The following is a 12,723-nucleotide window of genomic DNA, read 5'->3' on the forward strand; positions in this document are numbered from 1 at the left end:
ATTTTTTTTTGAGAAGGGTAATTGAAAGAAAATGTACGGATTAAGGAATGCGATCGCGTTTTTTTAAAGGCAACAGGCAACAGGGAACAGGGAACAGGGAAAATCGTAAATATTAGTTAGCGTTCCCGTAGCGTTACCATAGGTCAATCGCATAGATATATTTCAGAGAGTACCATTTTTTTGGGAGTAATTTTATCGATAGCGCTGGTAATATTAAATCGGTAAAGTAATAAATTGTGATATTTTTTTTCCCTACTCCCTGCTTCCTACTCCCTGCTCCCTGCTCCCTGTTCCCTACTCTCTACTCCCTGCTCCCTATATTTTCCTGTGTTAGAATAAGTCCAGATTGGGTTTGATGCATCTACATAGATTAAATACTATTTAGTTAAATAAAATATATTCGGTGAGTTATTCAACGGAATTAAACCAAACCTCAGATCACAGGGAGGTGATCTTTAGGTGGTTACATCTGACTGACCTCCATTTGGGTATGGATGGCTTAGAGAATCTCTGGCCAAATGTTGAGGAAATTTTCTTCAATGATTTAGAGTACCTTTGTGAACAGGTCGGCCCTTTGGATTTGGTAATGTTTACTGGGGATATCACCCAGGGCGGCAGTGAATCAGAATTCCAACAGGTAGACAAACTGTTAACTAGTAAGCATTCAGCTATCAGCCAAAGGCCTTTGGCCACGCTTTCGGCAAAGCCGACGCTTCGCGAACGCGAACAGCTATCAGCCAAAGGCCTTTGGCCACTGGGCATAGCCCACGCTACTTGATGTGCTTATGGGCTATGGGCAAGCTACACCGAACAGCTTTTGAATAAGCGATGCAGCTTCGGAACAGGGGAGGCAGTGCCGACCTGCGGGGGTTCCCACGGGGCAAACAGCGGTGCGGACGCAGGTTCCGCACACAGACCCATGCGCCACTCGCGGTCTGCCGTGGTTTCCCCCACTCGCGCTTTGCATCAAGAAAACAGGTAAGTATTCGTTTAATCTGTGTTACGGAAAGCACCTCAAGTAGCGTGAGCTTTTAGCTCACGGCTGACCGCTGACGGCTGAATGCTTACGCTCATTATTGTTACTGTACTTCTTAGTTATACAAACCGCCGTAAATTAAATTAACTTAATTTTTATTCATAAAAATTAAGTTAATGGTACTATAAATGAAATCTAGATTCAATTAGATATTATATAAATGTGTTGGTCATCTATCAAACACGGTGTGCCACACGGAAACAGGATTCAATATCTAAATACTGGCGGAGATTTGACCTCTACTGTGCTTCGTGTAAACCTGTCATAGCAAGTCGAATCCTTGAGCCAAAAATCCCCGTTTTTTAAGAGCGGGGAGTATCAAAGTACGATTGCCGTACTGTATTTATCGTGTCAATCATATGACAGGAGTGCAAGTTAAATGTTTTCTCTAGGTTCAACAACTCCAGTCGGGGACTTTCGAGTCGATACTAATTACTTAGTTACCGATGTAAATGGTGATGGTCAGTCTGATCTAGTCGAGCTTTGGAATGATACAGATAGTTTCTTTGCTGCGACTTGGATTAGTAATGGTAACGGTGGATTTAACTTCGGCGGTAATACCAGAGTCGGGGATTTTCGAGATGATACTAAGTACTTAGTTACCGATGTCAATGGGGATGGTGACTCTGATCTAGTCGAGCTTTGGAATAGTAACAATAGTTTCTTTGCTGCGACTTGGATTAGTAATGGTAACGGTGAATTTAACTTCGGCGGTAATACCAGAGTCGGGGATTTTCGAGCCGATACTGATTACTTAGTCACCGATGTCAATGGCGATGGTGATTCTGATCTAGTCGAGATTTGGAATAGTAACAATAGTTTCTTTGCTGCGACTTGGATTAGTAATGGTAACGGTGGATTTAACTTCGGCGGTAATACCAGAGTCGGGGATTTTCGAGACGATACTGATTACTTAGTTACCGATGTCAATGGCGATGGTGATTCTGATCTAGTCGAGCTTTGGAATAGTAACAATAGTTTCTTTGCTGCGACTTGGATTAGTAATGGTAACGGTGAATTTGACTTCGCCGGTAATACCAGAGTCGGGGATTTTCGAGAGGATACTGATTACTTAGTCGCCGATGTCAATGGCGATGGTGATTCTGATCTAGTCGAGGTTTGGAATAGTAACAATAGTTTCTTTGCTGCGACTTGGATTAGTGATGGTAACGGTGGATTTAACTTCGGCGGTAATACCAGAGTCGGGGATTTTCGAGACGATACTCAGTACTTAGTTACCGATGTCAATGGAGATGGTGACTCTGATCTAGTCGAGGTCTGGAATAATAACAATAATTTCTTTGCTGCGACTTGGATTAGTGATGGTAACGGTGGATTTAGCCTCGGCAGTAATACACAAGTAGGGGATTTTCGAGAGGATACTGATTACTTAGTTACCGATGTCAATGGTGATGGTCAGTCTGATCTCGTTGAACTTTGGAATAATCAAGATAAGTTCTTTGCTACTACTTGGTTAAGCTAAGTTAGTAGGTACTGCCCACCGAGGATTAATAACAATAGTAGTTCACGTAGGGTGGGCAGTGCACCAGACAGATCAAATCAGCCAGCCAATCAAGTTACTAGACACTGCCCACCTAAGATTAATCAAAATAGTAAGCTAACGTAGGGTGGGCAGTGGTTGAGACAAATCAGATCAGCAAACCAATCAAGTTAGTAAACACTGCCCACCTAGGATTAATCCCAATAGAACAGTAAACAAATCTACGGTGGGCAAACAACATTTACTGTAAGCATTTAGCTAATGCGCTACGCGCACGCTACGCGAAAAGCAGTCAGCAGTCAGCTAATCAACGGGAGGTAGTAAAAAAGCTGCGGGATGCTGCTACGGCTGCTTGAAAATTCCTGCTCCTTTTACTAATCCGACCCCCTGGAGTTCTCTCGCCTGATAGCTGATAGCTGATAGCTGACCTTATAACTAATACTTAAATAACAAACGATAAAACTAAATACTACTCCCTACTCCCTACCCTAATGCTATAATACTAAAAAGCCAAAGGAGTAAAAGAGGCGAAACCGATGACTCAATTAGAAATTGGTCAAGAAAACGTACCGCCCGAAGAAGACGAAGCTACTCGTGAAATTGCCCAAATCAGTGAACGACTTATTGACAAACATCCTCCTGTAAAACGGGGAGAACATCCCAAAGCTCATGGTTGTGTTAGAGGAGAATTTATCATTGACCCTAACCTCCCTAAGGATGACAAGATTAGAGTTGGTATTTTTAAAGAACCAGGTAAGCGTTTCCCCGCTTGTATTCGCTTCTCAAATTTCAGTGAGCAGAAGGATACCAGAGGTGATGCCCATGGTATGGCGGTTAAACTGATGGGTGTACCAGGAGACAAAGTCTTGGAGGATGAAAAATATGAGGAAACCCAAGATTTTTTGCTAATAGACCACCCGCTTTTCGTAGTTCGCAATGCCAAAGACTACATTGAGTTTTTTGCAGAAATTGAACGTTCCGGAAGCCGGAACCCCTTAAAGTTTTTCATAACTGGACTTAATCCATTTAAATGGCGCTGGCGTGAGATCCAGATCGGACTAAGGATTCGGTTGTCTAAAATTCGCAGTCCATTAGAATCTCAATATTGGAGTACAACCCCATACAAATATGGGTCAGGAGCGATTAAATTTTCCCTGAAGCCTTCTCCTGATAATATCTCAACTAGTTCTAAGTCGATTCCTAAAACAGAAAACTATCTCCGCGACGCAATCCGGGAACATCTTAACAATAAAGAAGCTTGCTTTGATTTCTTAATTCAGTTTCAGACCGATGCCGATAAGATGCCAATTGAAGACCCCACCATCGATTGGAAATCACCCTATCAAAAAATAGCTACTCTCAAGATTCCTGCTCAGACCTTTGAATCTCCTGAGCAAATCAAATTCTGTGAAGATTTGTCCTACACCCCATGGCATTCTCTACCAGAGCATAGACCTTTAGGGGGAATTAACCGTCCTCGCAAGCAGGTTTACGAGTTAATTTCTCGGCTACGAAACCAACTGAATAATGTCCCCCATAAAGAACCGACAACAGAAGAATTTTTCTCGATTTTTCCCCTAGATGTCTTGCCGAAGTAGGGAGCAGGGAGTCGGGAGTCGGGAGTCGGGAGTCGGGAGTCGGGAAAGATAGAGAAGTTTAGGAAGTGTGGCAAGTGTGGCAAGTGTGGCAAGTGTGGGGAGCAACTGGCTTGGAAACCCCCAAGACCGCACTACATCGCTGCTCCGAAGCTCCATTTTGCCTCTTGCCTCTTGCCTTTTGCCTCTTGCCTCTTGCCTTTTGCCTCTTGCCTCTTGCCTTTTGCCTCTTGCCTTTTGCCTCTTGCCTTTTGCCTACTCCCTACTCCCTATTCCCTCGATCTGGGTGACCAAACCATGTCCATTGGCGATCGCTAGGCATATTGTCTTCTATTGTTTGTACAACGTCTGCCATGGTGCTGTCTTTGGCAACCCAACCGCCATCGATATCTGGGAAATCGAGCCGACAGTTCTCGCATTTTTTGTCATTGTAAAAGCGGATCGGACACCAGAAAGATTCCACATTCCTCAACATTTCAGCACCAAGGGAATACACCCCAGTCATCCAGTCACAGTAAAGGCACCAAATTAGATCATGACCAACTAAGCCTTCAAACTTCTGGCGACTGACATTGACCCATTCACTGTGCTTGTAAGTTGGGAAGCCGAGTAACCAGATCAGGAATGGATACAAGACTATTTGAGCAAGGCGAATCAAAAAAAACACTGGCACACTGACAGCTGTCACCCATAATGCCAAGTGGTTTCGCCACCAGCCAAACCGCTGATTGAGGTAGCTAACAATTCTCGGTCCTTGTACTGCCTCAGAATGGACTAATTCATGAGCAACAATCCACAACTGTAGCGCTAATATTTGACCGACTAGGGCAGCCAAAACCCCCACCCAGCCTACAAGTAGTCCACTGATCAGCCAGGGAATCCACACTATCACTGATAAGATCAAATCCAGCCCAGGGGCTTGGGTAAAGGACTCAGAGATAGTCTTGCCTAGCTTACCAAGCTGAGGCATTACGGTTAACAGGGAGATCAACCCAGCTCCCAGAGAAAAAACTGCTGCAAAGGTTAGAGCAAATGGAATCATAACTTGTGATGCACTATAGTGGTTTTCAATTTTGTGATTTTAGGGAACAGGGAACAGGGAACAGGGAACAGGGAACAGAGAATAGGCAAGGGGAAAGAGGCAATAGGCATGCTAGCAATAGGCAATAGGTAAAAAATCCTATGTACCTGATTACGCTAGAAAGCACTATATAGCGTTTTTAACAGGTCTGGAATTTGACAACTCAGGCAAAATTAACCATAAATTGCATGGCGGTGATACTTGGCATAAAAAAGTATCCACCCCCCTTGACGGTTACAAATCGAGGTAGGTTATTAATTCGTTTACGAATCAGTGAACGCTGAATGGTCATATGACCAGAACCGTCATTATCTCCGATGATCGGGTCTTTGTTACCATATAAACGGTTAAATCGAGGATTGTTACACCAAGTTTCCTGAAGAAACTCAAATTGACGCCTAATATTAGCATTAATACTGAAGAAATGCAGTCCTCGGGGCTTGCCATCATCCTCGATATCCACAGGCAACTGACCGTTTTCGATATCATCGATGGGGAATAGAGGTTCTCCGTAAAGGGCTCCCCGTCGAATAATCCGATGCCGATTGGATAGTTTGAAGGAATTCTCTGGGGTGGCATCTAGAAAGGAATCTCTGGGGTTGCTACGACGGATGTGAGCACCGATGGGGCAACGATAACCCTCCTTATCTTCTGGTAAGTACTTGAACTGATTCTTGTCCTGAATCTCTGGGTTATCCTGGTCTGGGGCAAGCACTAGGGGCGTACCACTGGGCCAACGTCCTACTAACTTAGCTGCAAGCAAGCTCATGGTTGGAGCATGGGGACAACCCTCGCCATCATGTCCTTGTTGGGCAATAAATTGCCAAAAGCCAGCTACATCCTGAGCTAGCTTCCGGTATACCAGGTAAGTTCCATGACGCCCGAAATCTTTGAACTCTGACAGCTCTGTACCTGGAAAACTGGGCAAGATATTATCACTATCCTGGTCTACTGGCACAGATGGGGTAGCAGGCAAGAAATCGTATTGATTGGGATAGCCCAGGATAAACTCCCCAGTCCTAACCACATCTTGATTAGGGTTTTGGTTGTTTCGAGTCCCCTCAATGATCGGCTGGGAAATACTGTCGTTAAAGCCAAAATGCTCCTTATTACTAGTACCTCTAAACCCAGGCTCTTCTGCCACAACCACTAGATTATCTTCTTGATCTTGAAGCAATTGGTTGCGCCGCTGGGCGAGGCTTTCGGGGTCTAATCCATAAAGGACCAACAGCATATGAATCTCTTCATTATTTGAGCCACCGACATCCCATTTATCTGGAGCACTTTCTGCCGTATCTCCTAATATACGAGAACGTTTTGAAGTGGCTATCCCTTCTATTAATTCCCTGGAAAAGGTTTCGAGAGTGTGCTGTGGTAGGTTAAGAGCCTGCAATCCTTTGTGGGTAAAGGCAATGTTCAAGGTAGATTCAGGTTTTTCCGTGGTTCCATCTGGTCGTTTTGGCCACAATTTACCTGTGGTGATTTCCGGGATAATAGTGTTTAACCATGCCTGAGCTTGTTTAGGGTTCTTGATTTGAACAAATAAATATAAGGCATAGCGCAGATGCCCATAACCACTCAATATAATTCCCTGAATATCTTCCCGTGCTTCTGGCGTTAATTCTGACATGGTCACTTCCCTCGTTTCTGGGTTTAGAGTTACAGAGTTATCTCTGAGTTATCGCTGCATCCAGCTGACGATTAATTATTCTATTCAGTAGCTGTTTCAAGAAACCGTTATCAACAAACCGTTAGAGCAGTTTTAACCATTCCTCAATCGCAGCTCGATCAAAATTTGTCCCGATCATTTTGCTAATTTGTTGGTCTCTCAAACTAGTTTGGACAGTTTGCTCAGGATAGGCACTGTAGTAGAATAGGGATGGGGTTTGGTAATCTCGGAAATATTGTTTGAACGCCCCGATATCCTGAGCGCCTCCCTCTGGATAAGTCATTGTGTTGTTCCAAATGGAGTTTAATCCGTCGCTGGCTCGATCAACAAAATCATTCAGATAATTATCCCAGGAGCCATCATAATTACTTAAAAATAGTAAACGTTTCCCTTCATCAATAATCAGCCAACGGGCAAAATGAATTGTAGTGATATTAGCTAGGGATGCCGGGGGAAATAGATATTGTCCAGCCCAATTAACAAGAAACAATACTATCTTCAGACGCTTGATTCGCTCAGGCTTAATGTCTACAAGGTGATTCATTGAGTTCTGGACAAAACGATCTTCTGCGTTGGCCAGAAGCTGACTTTGAGCGAGATCAGCTTTTACACTAGTATATTGTCCAATTTCACTTCTATTTTCCGGTTTGCCCAGTATGCTAGCCAGAAAATTTATTATAACCAAGAGGATTTCGCGAATTAGGTTCAATATCCCTTGAACCAGAGCTACCAATCCTCTCAATATCTTTAATCCATTCAATCCCACAACTTCCCACCAGGTATTAGTTTGAGAAACCTGGGCAACTTTATCTAAAAATGGCTTTACTCCTGAACAATCTAGGTAGTTAGCGACATCCTTAAGATCTAAGAAATTTTCAATATGTTTCCGAATTGCGATGTAGTTCTTGAGGCTTTCGACTGTTTCGTTACGGAAGGCGATGTAGAAGGCTTCGGGCTGATAGGAGTGTTCGTTAATAAATTCAGAGAATTGTGGCTTGCCGGTATAGCCTTGGCATTTTTCCCATAGGCTATCCATTCCTGGTGATATCTGAATTATTTCATTTAGGTAGCTATCTAAGTCACCATCATAATTGCTCGAAAAGAGCAAGCGCGGTCCATTATCAGGATCATTGAGGATGGCAAAACGCGCCAAGTGGGTGTTACGGCTCTCAGGAAAGCGAACATAGGGATTATTTTCTGGATCCGAGTCAATTGCTTCGAGAATTGATTTTAGTTCTGCCTCTTCTCCAGGCTTTATCTTGACAATAACAGTCAGGGGGTTTGGGGACATTTTGCCCTCCATTTAATTAATAATGGGGTTTTGGCGAAACTAAGTTTATGGTTTAGTTTACGGTTTAGTTTACGGTTTAGTTTACGGTTTAGCGATCGCGTTTAACCCTATGTAGCTTTAGACTATAGAGCATTGACGGGTTGGTGTGACTGTAACTTGATGACAATCATCATTAATTATACCCTATTTATTTTATCAAAATTAGTTTTCACTGTCAAAATATAAACATTGTTTACATTATTGTTTACATTACTGTGCTCTGGTCCCTGCCCTCTCCTTGCTAGGGCTCCATTTTCTACATATTTCTTAATATGTTTAGTTGATTGTTTCTGCTATAGTGGGTAAAGTTTGTGGAAAATCCAATGCTCTCAAAGAGCCGCTACTGGATGCTCTAAAGAGACCCTAAGCGAACGCATGTTTCACTATCAAACCAGTGAATCAACTGGGGTGATATAGCCAGGGTCACTTCTTCGGTTTCCCAAGTTAAATTATTAGGTAATAACCCTCGGATACTGAGAGAGTCTGACCCCTTCACCCGAACACTAATTAAATTATGCATGCCTAGATTTTCCACGAGGTAGATGCGACCCTCAATCCTATATTTATCCTCTGGTTGAGCTAAGGCCACATCTTCTGGGCGGATACCTAGGACAATCTGTGGCGGCACTTTAGGCAAATTTGGCAAAGGAATTTTGACCTCACCCAAGATGGCATAATTCCCCTGACAGTGAAGTGTCAGTAAGTTCATTTGGGGAGAACCGACAAAACTAGCCACAAACTGATTTGCTGGCTGCTTGTAAATGCCCTGGGGTGTATCTAGCTGTTGCAGCTTACCCTCAGATAACACCGCAATCTTGGTTGAGAGGGTCATCGCTTCGGTTTGGTCATGAGTAACATAAACCACTGGTGCCTTTTGAGCAACAAATAGCTGCTTCAAATCCGCCCTAACTTGCTCTCGCAGCAAAGCATCCAAGTTACTCAGAGGTTCGTCTAACAAAAACACAGCCGGTTGTCGCACCAATGCCCTGCCCAGAGCAACCCGCTGGCGCTGACCACCAGATAGCTGACTAGGCTTACGCTCCATCAAATTTTCCAGTCCCAGTTTACCAGCTACTTCCTGCACCAGGCTCCGAATTTGGTCAGAAGGGACTTTATGGAGTTTCAGACTAGCGGCCATATTGTCATATACGGTCATATGAGGATAGAGAGCATAGCTTTGGAAAACCATAGCGATATTGCGATCGCCTGGTCTAACATGAGTAACATCCCGTCCATTGATAACTACTTTGCCATGGGTGGGTTGCTCTAACCCAGCAATTAGTCGCAGCATCGTAGATTTACCACATCCCGATGGCCCAAGTAGGGTCAGAAATTCTCCTTCATCCACTTCTAAGCTAATGTCGTTAACTGGGATGACGTTACCCTTGTTAGTCTTGTAGATTTTATTAATATTATGTAGTTCTAGTTTAGGCATACTATCTGGAGGTTTGGAGGTTTGGAGGTTATTTGGTTGAAGGTTATTTGGTTGAAGGTTGAAGGTTATTTGGTTGAAGGTTATTTGGTTGAAGGTTATTTGGTTGAAGGTTTTTAGGTGAAAAGTTGAGCGTGGATATCACTGTCTTGATACAGTCGCTGATGATTTTGGAGCTGTGTGCGAACGCGATCGCATTACCTTTCCAAGACCGCACTGCCTCCCCAAGACCGCGCTACATCGCTTTTGCAATTAGGCAAAATTCGCGGGAAAATTCCCCTCTCCCTCCATCTACCCATCAATGTTTACAATTCAGATGCAAATAGAAACGATCTTAGGGGGGTCAAGTTTCAAAACTGTCAATCAATACGATAATCTCCTTCATCCTCGCGGAGTCGGTTTTGCTCAGGGTAGGTTTTTAGATATGCCATGAATCCTGTAATTTGTCGGCTGCACTTCTGGCATAGATCAAATAGTTGTGTAAACTGAGATTGATGAATGTAACCAGCATCAAGAGCAACATAGGCTTGAGAACGTAATTCACCCGCAGAGCCTCTAGCTCGACCTAAAAACTCAATAAAAAGACGTTGTGTCCGACTCTCAAAGCCCTCAGCAATATTTGACATGATAGAAACCGCTGCACGACGCATCTGGTTGCACAAACCAAAATCACGGGAAAACGCTCCCTCCTTTGAAAGTGCGTAAACCAACCTTGTCAACTCCCGTGCTGTCTGCCATCCCTGAATTTCTTCAAATCGTTTTATCGTTCCCATACTCTTCCAAACTCAAAAGATTCAATCTTAAAAAATTCAATCTTAAAACCTTCCCTACAAAGAACGCCAAGGCCGAACAACCTCCAACCTCCAACCTCCAACCTCCAACCCTCCAACCCTCCAACCCTCCAACCCTCCAACCCTCCAACCCTCCAACCCTCCAACCCTCCAACCCTCCAACCTCCACCCCTCCAACCCTCCAAACCTCCAACCTCCAACCTCCAACCTTCAACCCTCCAACCTCCAACCTCCAACCTTCAACCTTCAACCCTCCAAACCTTCAACCCCCAAAGAGTCAACCCTTAACTGCTCCCGATGTTAAACCTTGGACAATTTTACCTTGGAAAAACATTACTAATACCACTAGGGGAAATGTTCCTATAACTGTCATAGCCGCAATGGAACCGTAGGGAATCTCTTTTCCCAGAGAACCACTTAACTGAGCCGCAGCAACGGGCAGGGTTTTCAGAGATTCTTGGCTAATGAAAGTGAGGGCTAAAATAAATTCATTCCAAGCAAAAATAAAGGTAAGTATTCCTGTTGTTACTAAAGCTGGAACGGTTAGGGGTAATAGAATTTGGATTAGCATTTGCCAGGTGCTATAGCCATCGACTTTAGCAGCATCTTCTAGCTCTGGCGGTAGCTGTTGAAAAAAGCTGCGCATCACTAATAGGGTGAGAGGAAGGTTGATAGCTGTATAGGAAATAATCAGGCTTAGATAATTATTCCCTAGTTTAATAATTTTGATAAGTTCCAGGAGTCCTAGGAATATCAAAATAAAGGGAAATAATGTGATAATGATAATCCCAGCAATGATGATTTTTTCTGCCCTTAGGGTTAACCGTGCTAAGGCGTAAGCAGCGGGAGTTCCTATCCCTAAACACAATAGTGTGGAAGTAATTGATACAAAGGCGCTGTTGAAAATATAGTGGACTAGGGGGCGCAGGGTAAATAAGTTTATATAGTGGTCAAGTGTATACCGCTTAGGGAAATAAATATTGGGAAGGGAAGAGATATCTTGGTTGACTTTGATGGAAGTGAGGAATTGCCAAAGGAGTGGTGCTAGGCAGAAAATTATCAATAAGATGATTCCTAGGGGCAGGATAATTAGTTTGATAATGTTAATTTGTTTTGTTTTCGGTTGAGGGGATGATGAGTTAGGCATAGGACTTACGAAGTTGAGTTGGTTTTGCCCCCCTAACCACCAAATTTGGGGGGGAATGATGTCAAAGTCCCCCAGAATTGGGGGATTTAGGGGGCTTTGCGTAACTCCTGAGGCAGAATAGTCATTAGTTGCGTGAGCCTAGGGCTATAATTACCACCGTGGTTACCAGTATCAAAAAGGTTACTACCACAAGGGCAGCACCATAACCAAAGTCTAGATAATCCATGACAGTGGTATAGATGTAGAGAGATACAACTTCTGTAGCTCCTCCCGGACCACCTCCAGTCATCACTTTGATCAGGTCGAAGACTCCGAAAGCTTGGGCAAAGCGGAACAGTAGGGAAATTAGGATTTGGGGCGTCAATAGCGGTAGAGTAATTTGCTTGAAACTTTGCCAGGGGGTAGCACCGTCTAGGGCATGGGCTTCGTATAGGTCTTGGGGAATAGACTGCAAGCCAGCTAGGAGCAAAATGCTGATGAAGGGTGTAGTTTTCCAAACGTCTGCGGCAATCACTGCCATCATCGCTGTTGTAGGGTATCCTAGCCAGTTGATTCCGTCTTGAATAATACCTAGACGCAGTAAGATATCATTCCAAACCCCAAACTGGTCATTAAACATCCAAGCCCATACTAGACCGATCAAAGCAGTTGGCAAGGCCCAAGGCAGGATAGCGATGGTGCGCACAATACCCCTTCCTTTAAAGGTTTGATTTAAAATTAATGCGATCGCAATTCCTAACACCAGTTCCAGAGCAACAGATACTGAGGTAAAAATCACAGTATTCCAGAGACTCTGCCAGAAGCGACCATCCCCCATCATTCGCCCATAATTATTGAGACCAGAAAAGACCGGTTGTAGCTGTGTCCCTAGGTTCTTAGTGAACAAACTTAACCAGAACGAACGCAAAATAGGATAGCCATAGACTAGCAGCAGTAGTAACAATGCTGGTGTTACCAACAACCACCCTGTCCTTTGCTCCTGTGCTGCTATCGGATCAGTTTTCATTCAACAATTTAGAATTTAGAATTTAGAATTTAGAATTTAGAATTTAGAATTTAGAATTTAGAATTTAGAATTTAGAATTTAGAATTTAGAATTTAGAATTTAGAATTTAGAATTTAGAATTTAGAATTTAGAATT

14 protein-coding genes are annotated in these 12,723 nt (G+C 43.5%); 4 read left to right on the forward strand and 10 right to left on the reverse strand.

The features are described 5' to 3' along the window. The first annotated feature begins 403 nt into the window (after positions 1-403). From F6K37_RS18710 to F6K37_RS18720, 3 genes are all read left to right on the forward strand, one after another. Positions 404-778 carry a metallophosphoesterase family protein gene (locus tag F6K37_RS18710; protein WP_287251542.1) on the forward strand — a complete coding sequence of 125 codons (375 nt, stop codon included), beginning with the start codon at positions 404-406 and terminating at the stop codon, positions 776-778. 637 nt (positions 779-1,415) lie between these two features. Further along, entirely contained in the window at positions 1,416-2,519 is a 1,104-nt protein-coding gene (locus tag F6K37_RS18715) for an FG-GAP repeat domain-containing protein (RefSeq protein WP_287251543.1), read from the forward strand. Between the two features lie 554 nt (positions 2,520-3,073). After that, complete coding sequence (locus tag F6K37_RS18720; RefSeq protein WP_008187683.1) at positions 3,074-4,135, forward strand: catalase family protein; 1,062 nt, start codon at positions 3,074-3,076, stop codon at positions 4,133-4,135. Here F6K37_RS18720 and F6K37_RS18725 read toward each other — a convergent pair. After that, a complete protein-coding gene (locus F6K37_RS18725; RefSeq protein WP_154659876.1) occupies positions 4,115-4,291 on the reverse strand; it encodes a hypothetical protein in 177 nt (58 codons plus the stop codon). The genes F6K37_RS18720 and F6K37_RS18725 overlap by 21 nt on opposite strands. A gap of 15 nt (positions 4,292-4,306) precedes the next feature. On the opposite strand from F6K37_RS18725, the gene F6K37_RS18730 reads away from it, so the two are divergent. After that, a complete protein-coding gene (locus F6K37_RS18730) occupies positions 4,307-4,450 on the forward strand; it encodes a hypothetical protein (protein ID WP_154659875.1) in 144 nt (47 codons plus the stop codon). On the opposite strand, the gene F6K37_RS18735 is transcribed toward F6K37_RS18730, so the two are convergent. The 9 genes from F6K37_RS18735 to F6K37_RS18775 all read right to left on the reverse strand — a co-directional run bounded on the left by F6K37_RS18735 (position 4,395) and on the right by F6K37_RS18775 (position 12,588). Continuing rightward, the gene (locus F6K37_RS18735; RefSeq protein WP_287251544.1) at positions 4,395-5,174 is read right to left on the reverse strand and encodes a hypothetical protein; all 780 of its coding nucleotides are present in this window, start codon (positions 5,172-5,174) and stop codon (positions 4,395-4,397) included. The two genes, F6K37_RS18730 and F6K37_RS18735, sit on opposite strands and share 56 nt — an antisense overlap. A 202-nt stretch (positions 5,175-5,376) precedes the next feature. After that, a complete protein-coding gene (locus tag F6K37_RS18740) occupies positions 5,377-6,843 on the reverse strand; it encodes a Dyp-type peroxidase (RefSeq protein WP_287251546.1) in 1,467 nt (488 codons plus the stop codon). 121 nt (positions 6,844-6,964) lie between these two features. After that, positions 6,965-8,173 (reverse strand): hypothetical protein, encoded by a 1,209-nt coding sequence (locus F6K37_RS18745; RefSeq protein ID WP_044494152.1) that lies wholly within the window; start codon positions 8,171-8,173, stop codon positions 6,965-6,967. Positions 8,174-8,564: 391 nt separating this feature from the next. After that, positions 8,565-9,647: an ABC transporter ATP-binding protein gene (locus F6K37_RS18750; protein ID WP_008187679.1), complete on the reverse strand. Its 1,083-nt coding sequence runs from the start codon at positions 9,645-9,647 to the stop codon at positions 8,565-8,567. A 43-nt stretch (positions 9,648-9,690) separates the two neighbouring features. After that, complete coding sequence (locus F6K37_RS18755; RefSeq protein ID WP_287251547.1) at positions 9,691-9,861, reverse strand: hypothetical protein; 171 nt, start codon at positions 9,859-9,861, stop codon at positions 9,691-9,693. A 142-nt stretch (positions 9,862-10,003) separates the two neighbouring features. After that, on the reverse strand, positions 10,004-10,417 hold the full coding sequence (locus tag F6K37_RS18760) for a four helix bundle protein (RefSeq protein WP_287251548.1): 414 nt from the start codon (positions 10,415-10,417) through the stop codon (positions 10,004-10,006). Then, a complete protein-coding gene (locus tag F6K37_RS18765; RefSeq protein WP_287251549.1) occupies positions 10,395-10,685 on the reverse strand; it encodes a hypothetical protein in 291 nt (96 codons plus the stop codon). Before F6K37_RS18765 ends, F6K37_RS18760 begins: the two co-directional genes overlap by 23 nt. A gap of 27 nt (positions 10,686-10,712) precedes the next feature. Beyond that, on the reverse strand, positions 10,713-11,582 hold the full coding sequence (locus F6K37_RS18770) for a carbohydrate ABC transporter permease (RefSeq protein WP_287251550.1): 870 nt from the start codon (positions 11,580-11,582) through the stop codon (positions 10,713-10,715). Positions 11,583-11,706: 124 nt separating this feature from the next. Continuing rightward, the gene (locus F6K37_RS18775; RefSeq protein WP_008187674.1) at positions 11,707-12,588 is read right to left on the reverse strand and encodes a carbohydrate ABC transporter permease; all 882 of its coding nucleotides are present in this window, start codon (positions 12,586-12,588) and stop codon (positions 11,707-11,709) included. Positions 12,589-12,723 lie beyond the last annotated feature (135 nt).

It is taken from the genome of Moorena sp. SIO4E2, assembly GCF_010671945.1.
Taxonomy (GTDB): Bacteria; Cyanobacteriota; Cyanobacteriia; order Cyanobacteriales; family Coleofasciculaceae; genus Moorena; species Moorena producens.

Bases quoted from the DNA above. Each gene is read 5' to 3' on its own strand.
- F6K37_RS18720 (WP_008187683.1), top strand. From the start codon at position 3,074: ATGACTCAATTAGAAATTGGTCAAGAAAACGTACCGCCCGAAGAAGAC.
- F6K37_RS18770 (WP_287251550.1), bottom strand. From the start codon at position 11,582: ATGCCTAACTCATCATCCCCTCAACCGAAAACAAAACAAATTAACATT.
- F6K37_RS18760 (WP_287251548.1), bottom strand. From the start codon at position 10,417: ATGGGAACGATAAAACGATTTGAAGAAATTCAGGGATGGCAGACAGCA.
- F6K37_RS18740 (WP_287251546.1), bottom strand. From the start codon at position 6,843: ATGTCAGAATTAACGCCAGAAGCACGGGAAGATATTCAGGGAATTATA.
- F6K37_RS18715 (WP_287251543.1), top strand. From the start codon at position 1,416: ATGTTTTCTCTAGGTTCAACAACTCCAGTCGGGGACTTTCGAGTCGAT.
- F6K37_RS18750 (WP_008187679.1), bottom strand. From the start codon at position 9,647: ATGCCTAAACTAGAACTACATAATATTAATAAAATCTACAAGACTAAC.
- F6K37_RS18775 (WP_008187674.1), bottom strand. From the start codon at position 12,588: ATGAAAACTGATCCGATAGCAGCACAGGAGCAAAGGACAGGGTGGTTG.
- F6K37_RS18725 (WP_154659876.1), bottom strand. From the start codon at position 4,291: ATGGAGCTTCGGAGCAGCGATGTAGTGCGGTCTTGGGGGTTTCCAAGC.
- F6K37_RS18735 (WP_287251544.1), bottom strand. From the start codon at position 5,174: ATGATTCCATTTGCTCTAACCTTTGCAGCAGTTTTTTCTCTGGGAGCT.
- F6K37_RS18745 (WP_044494152.1), bottom strand. From the start codon at position 8,173: ATGTCCCCAAACCCCCTGACTGTTATTGTCAAGATAAAGCCTGGAGAA.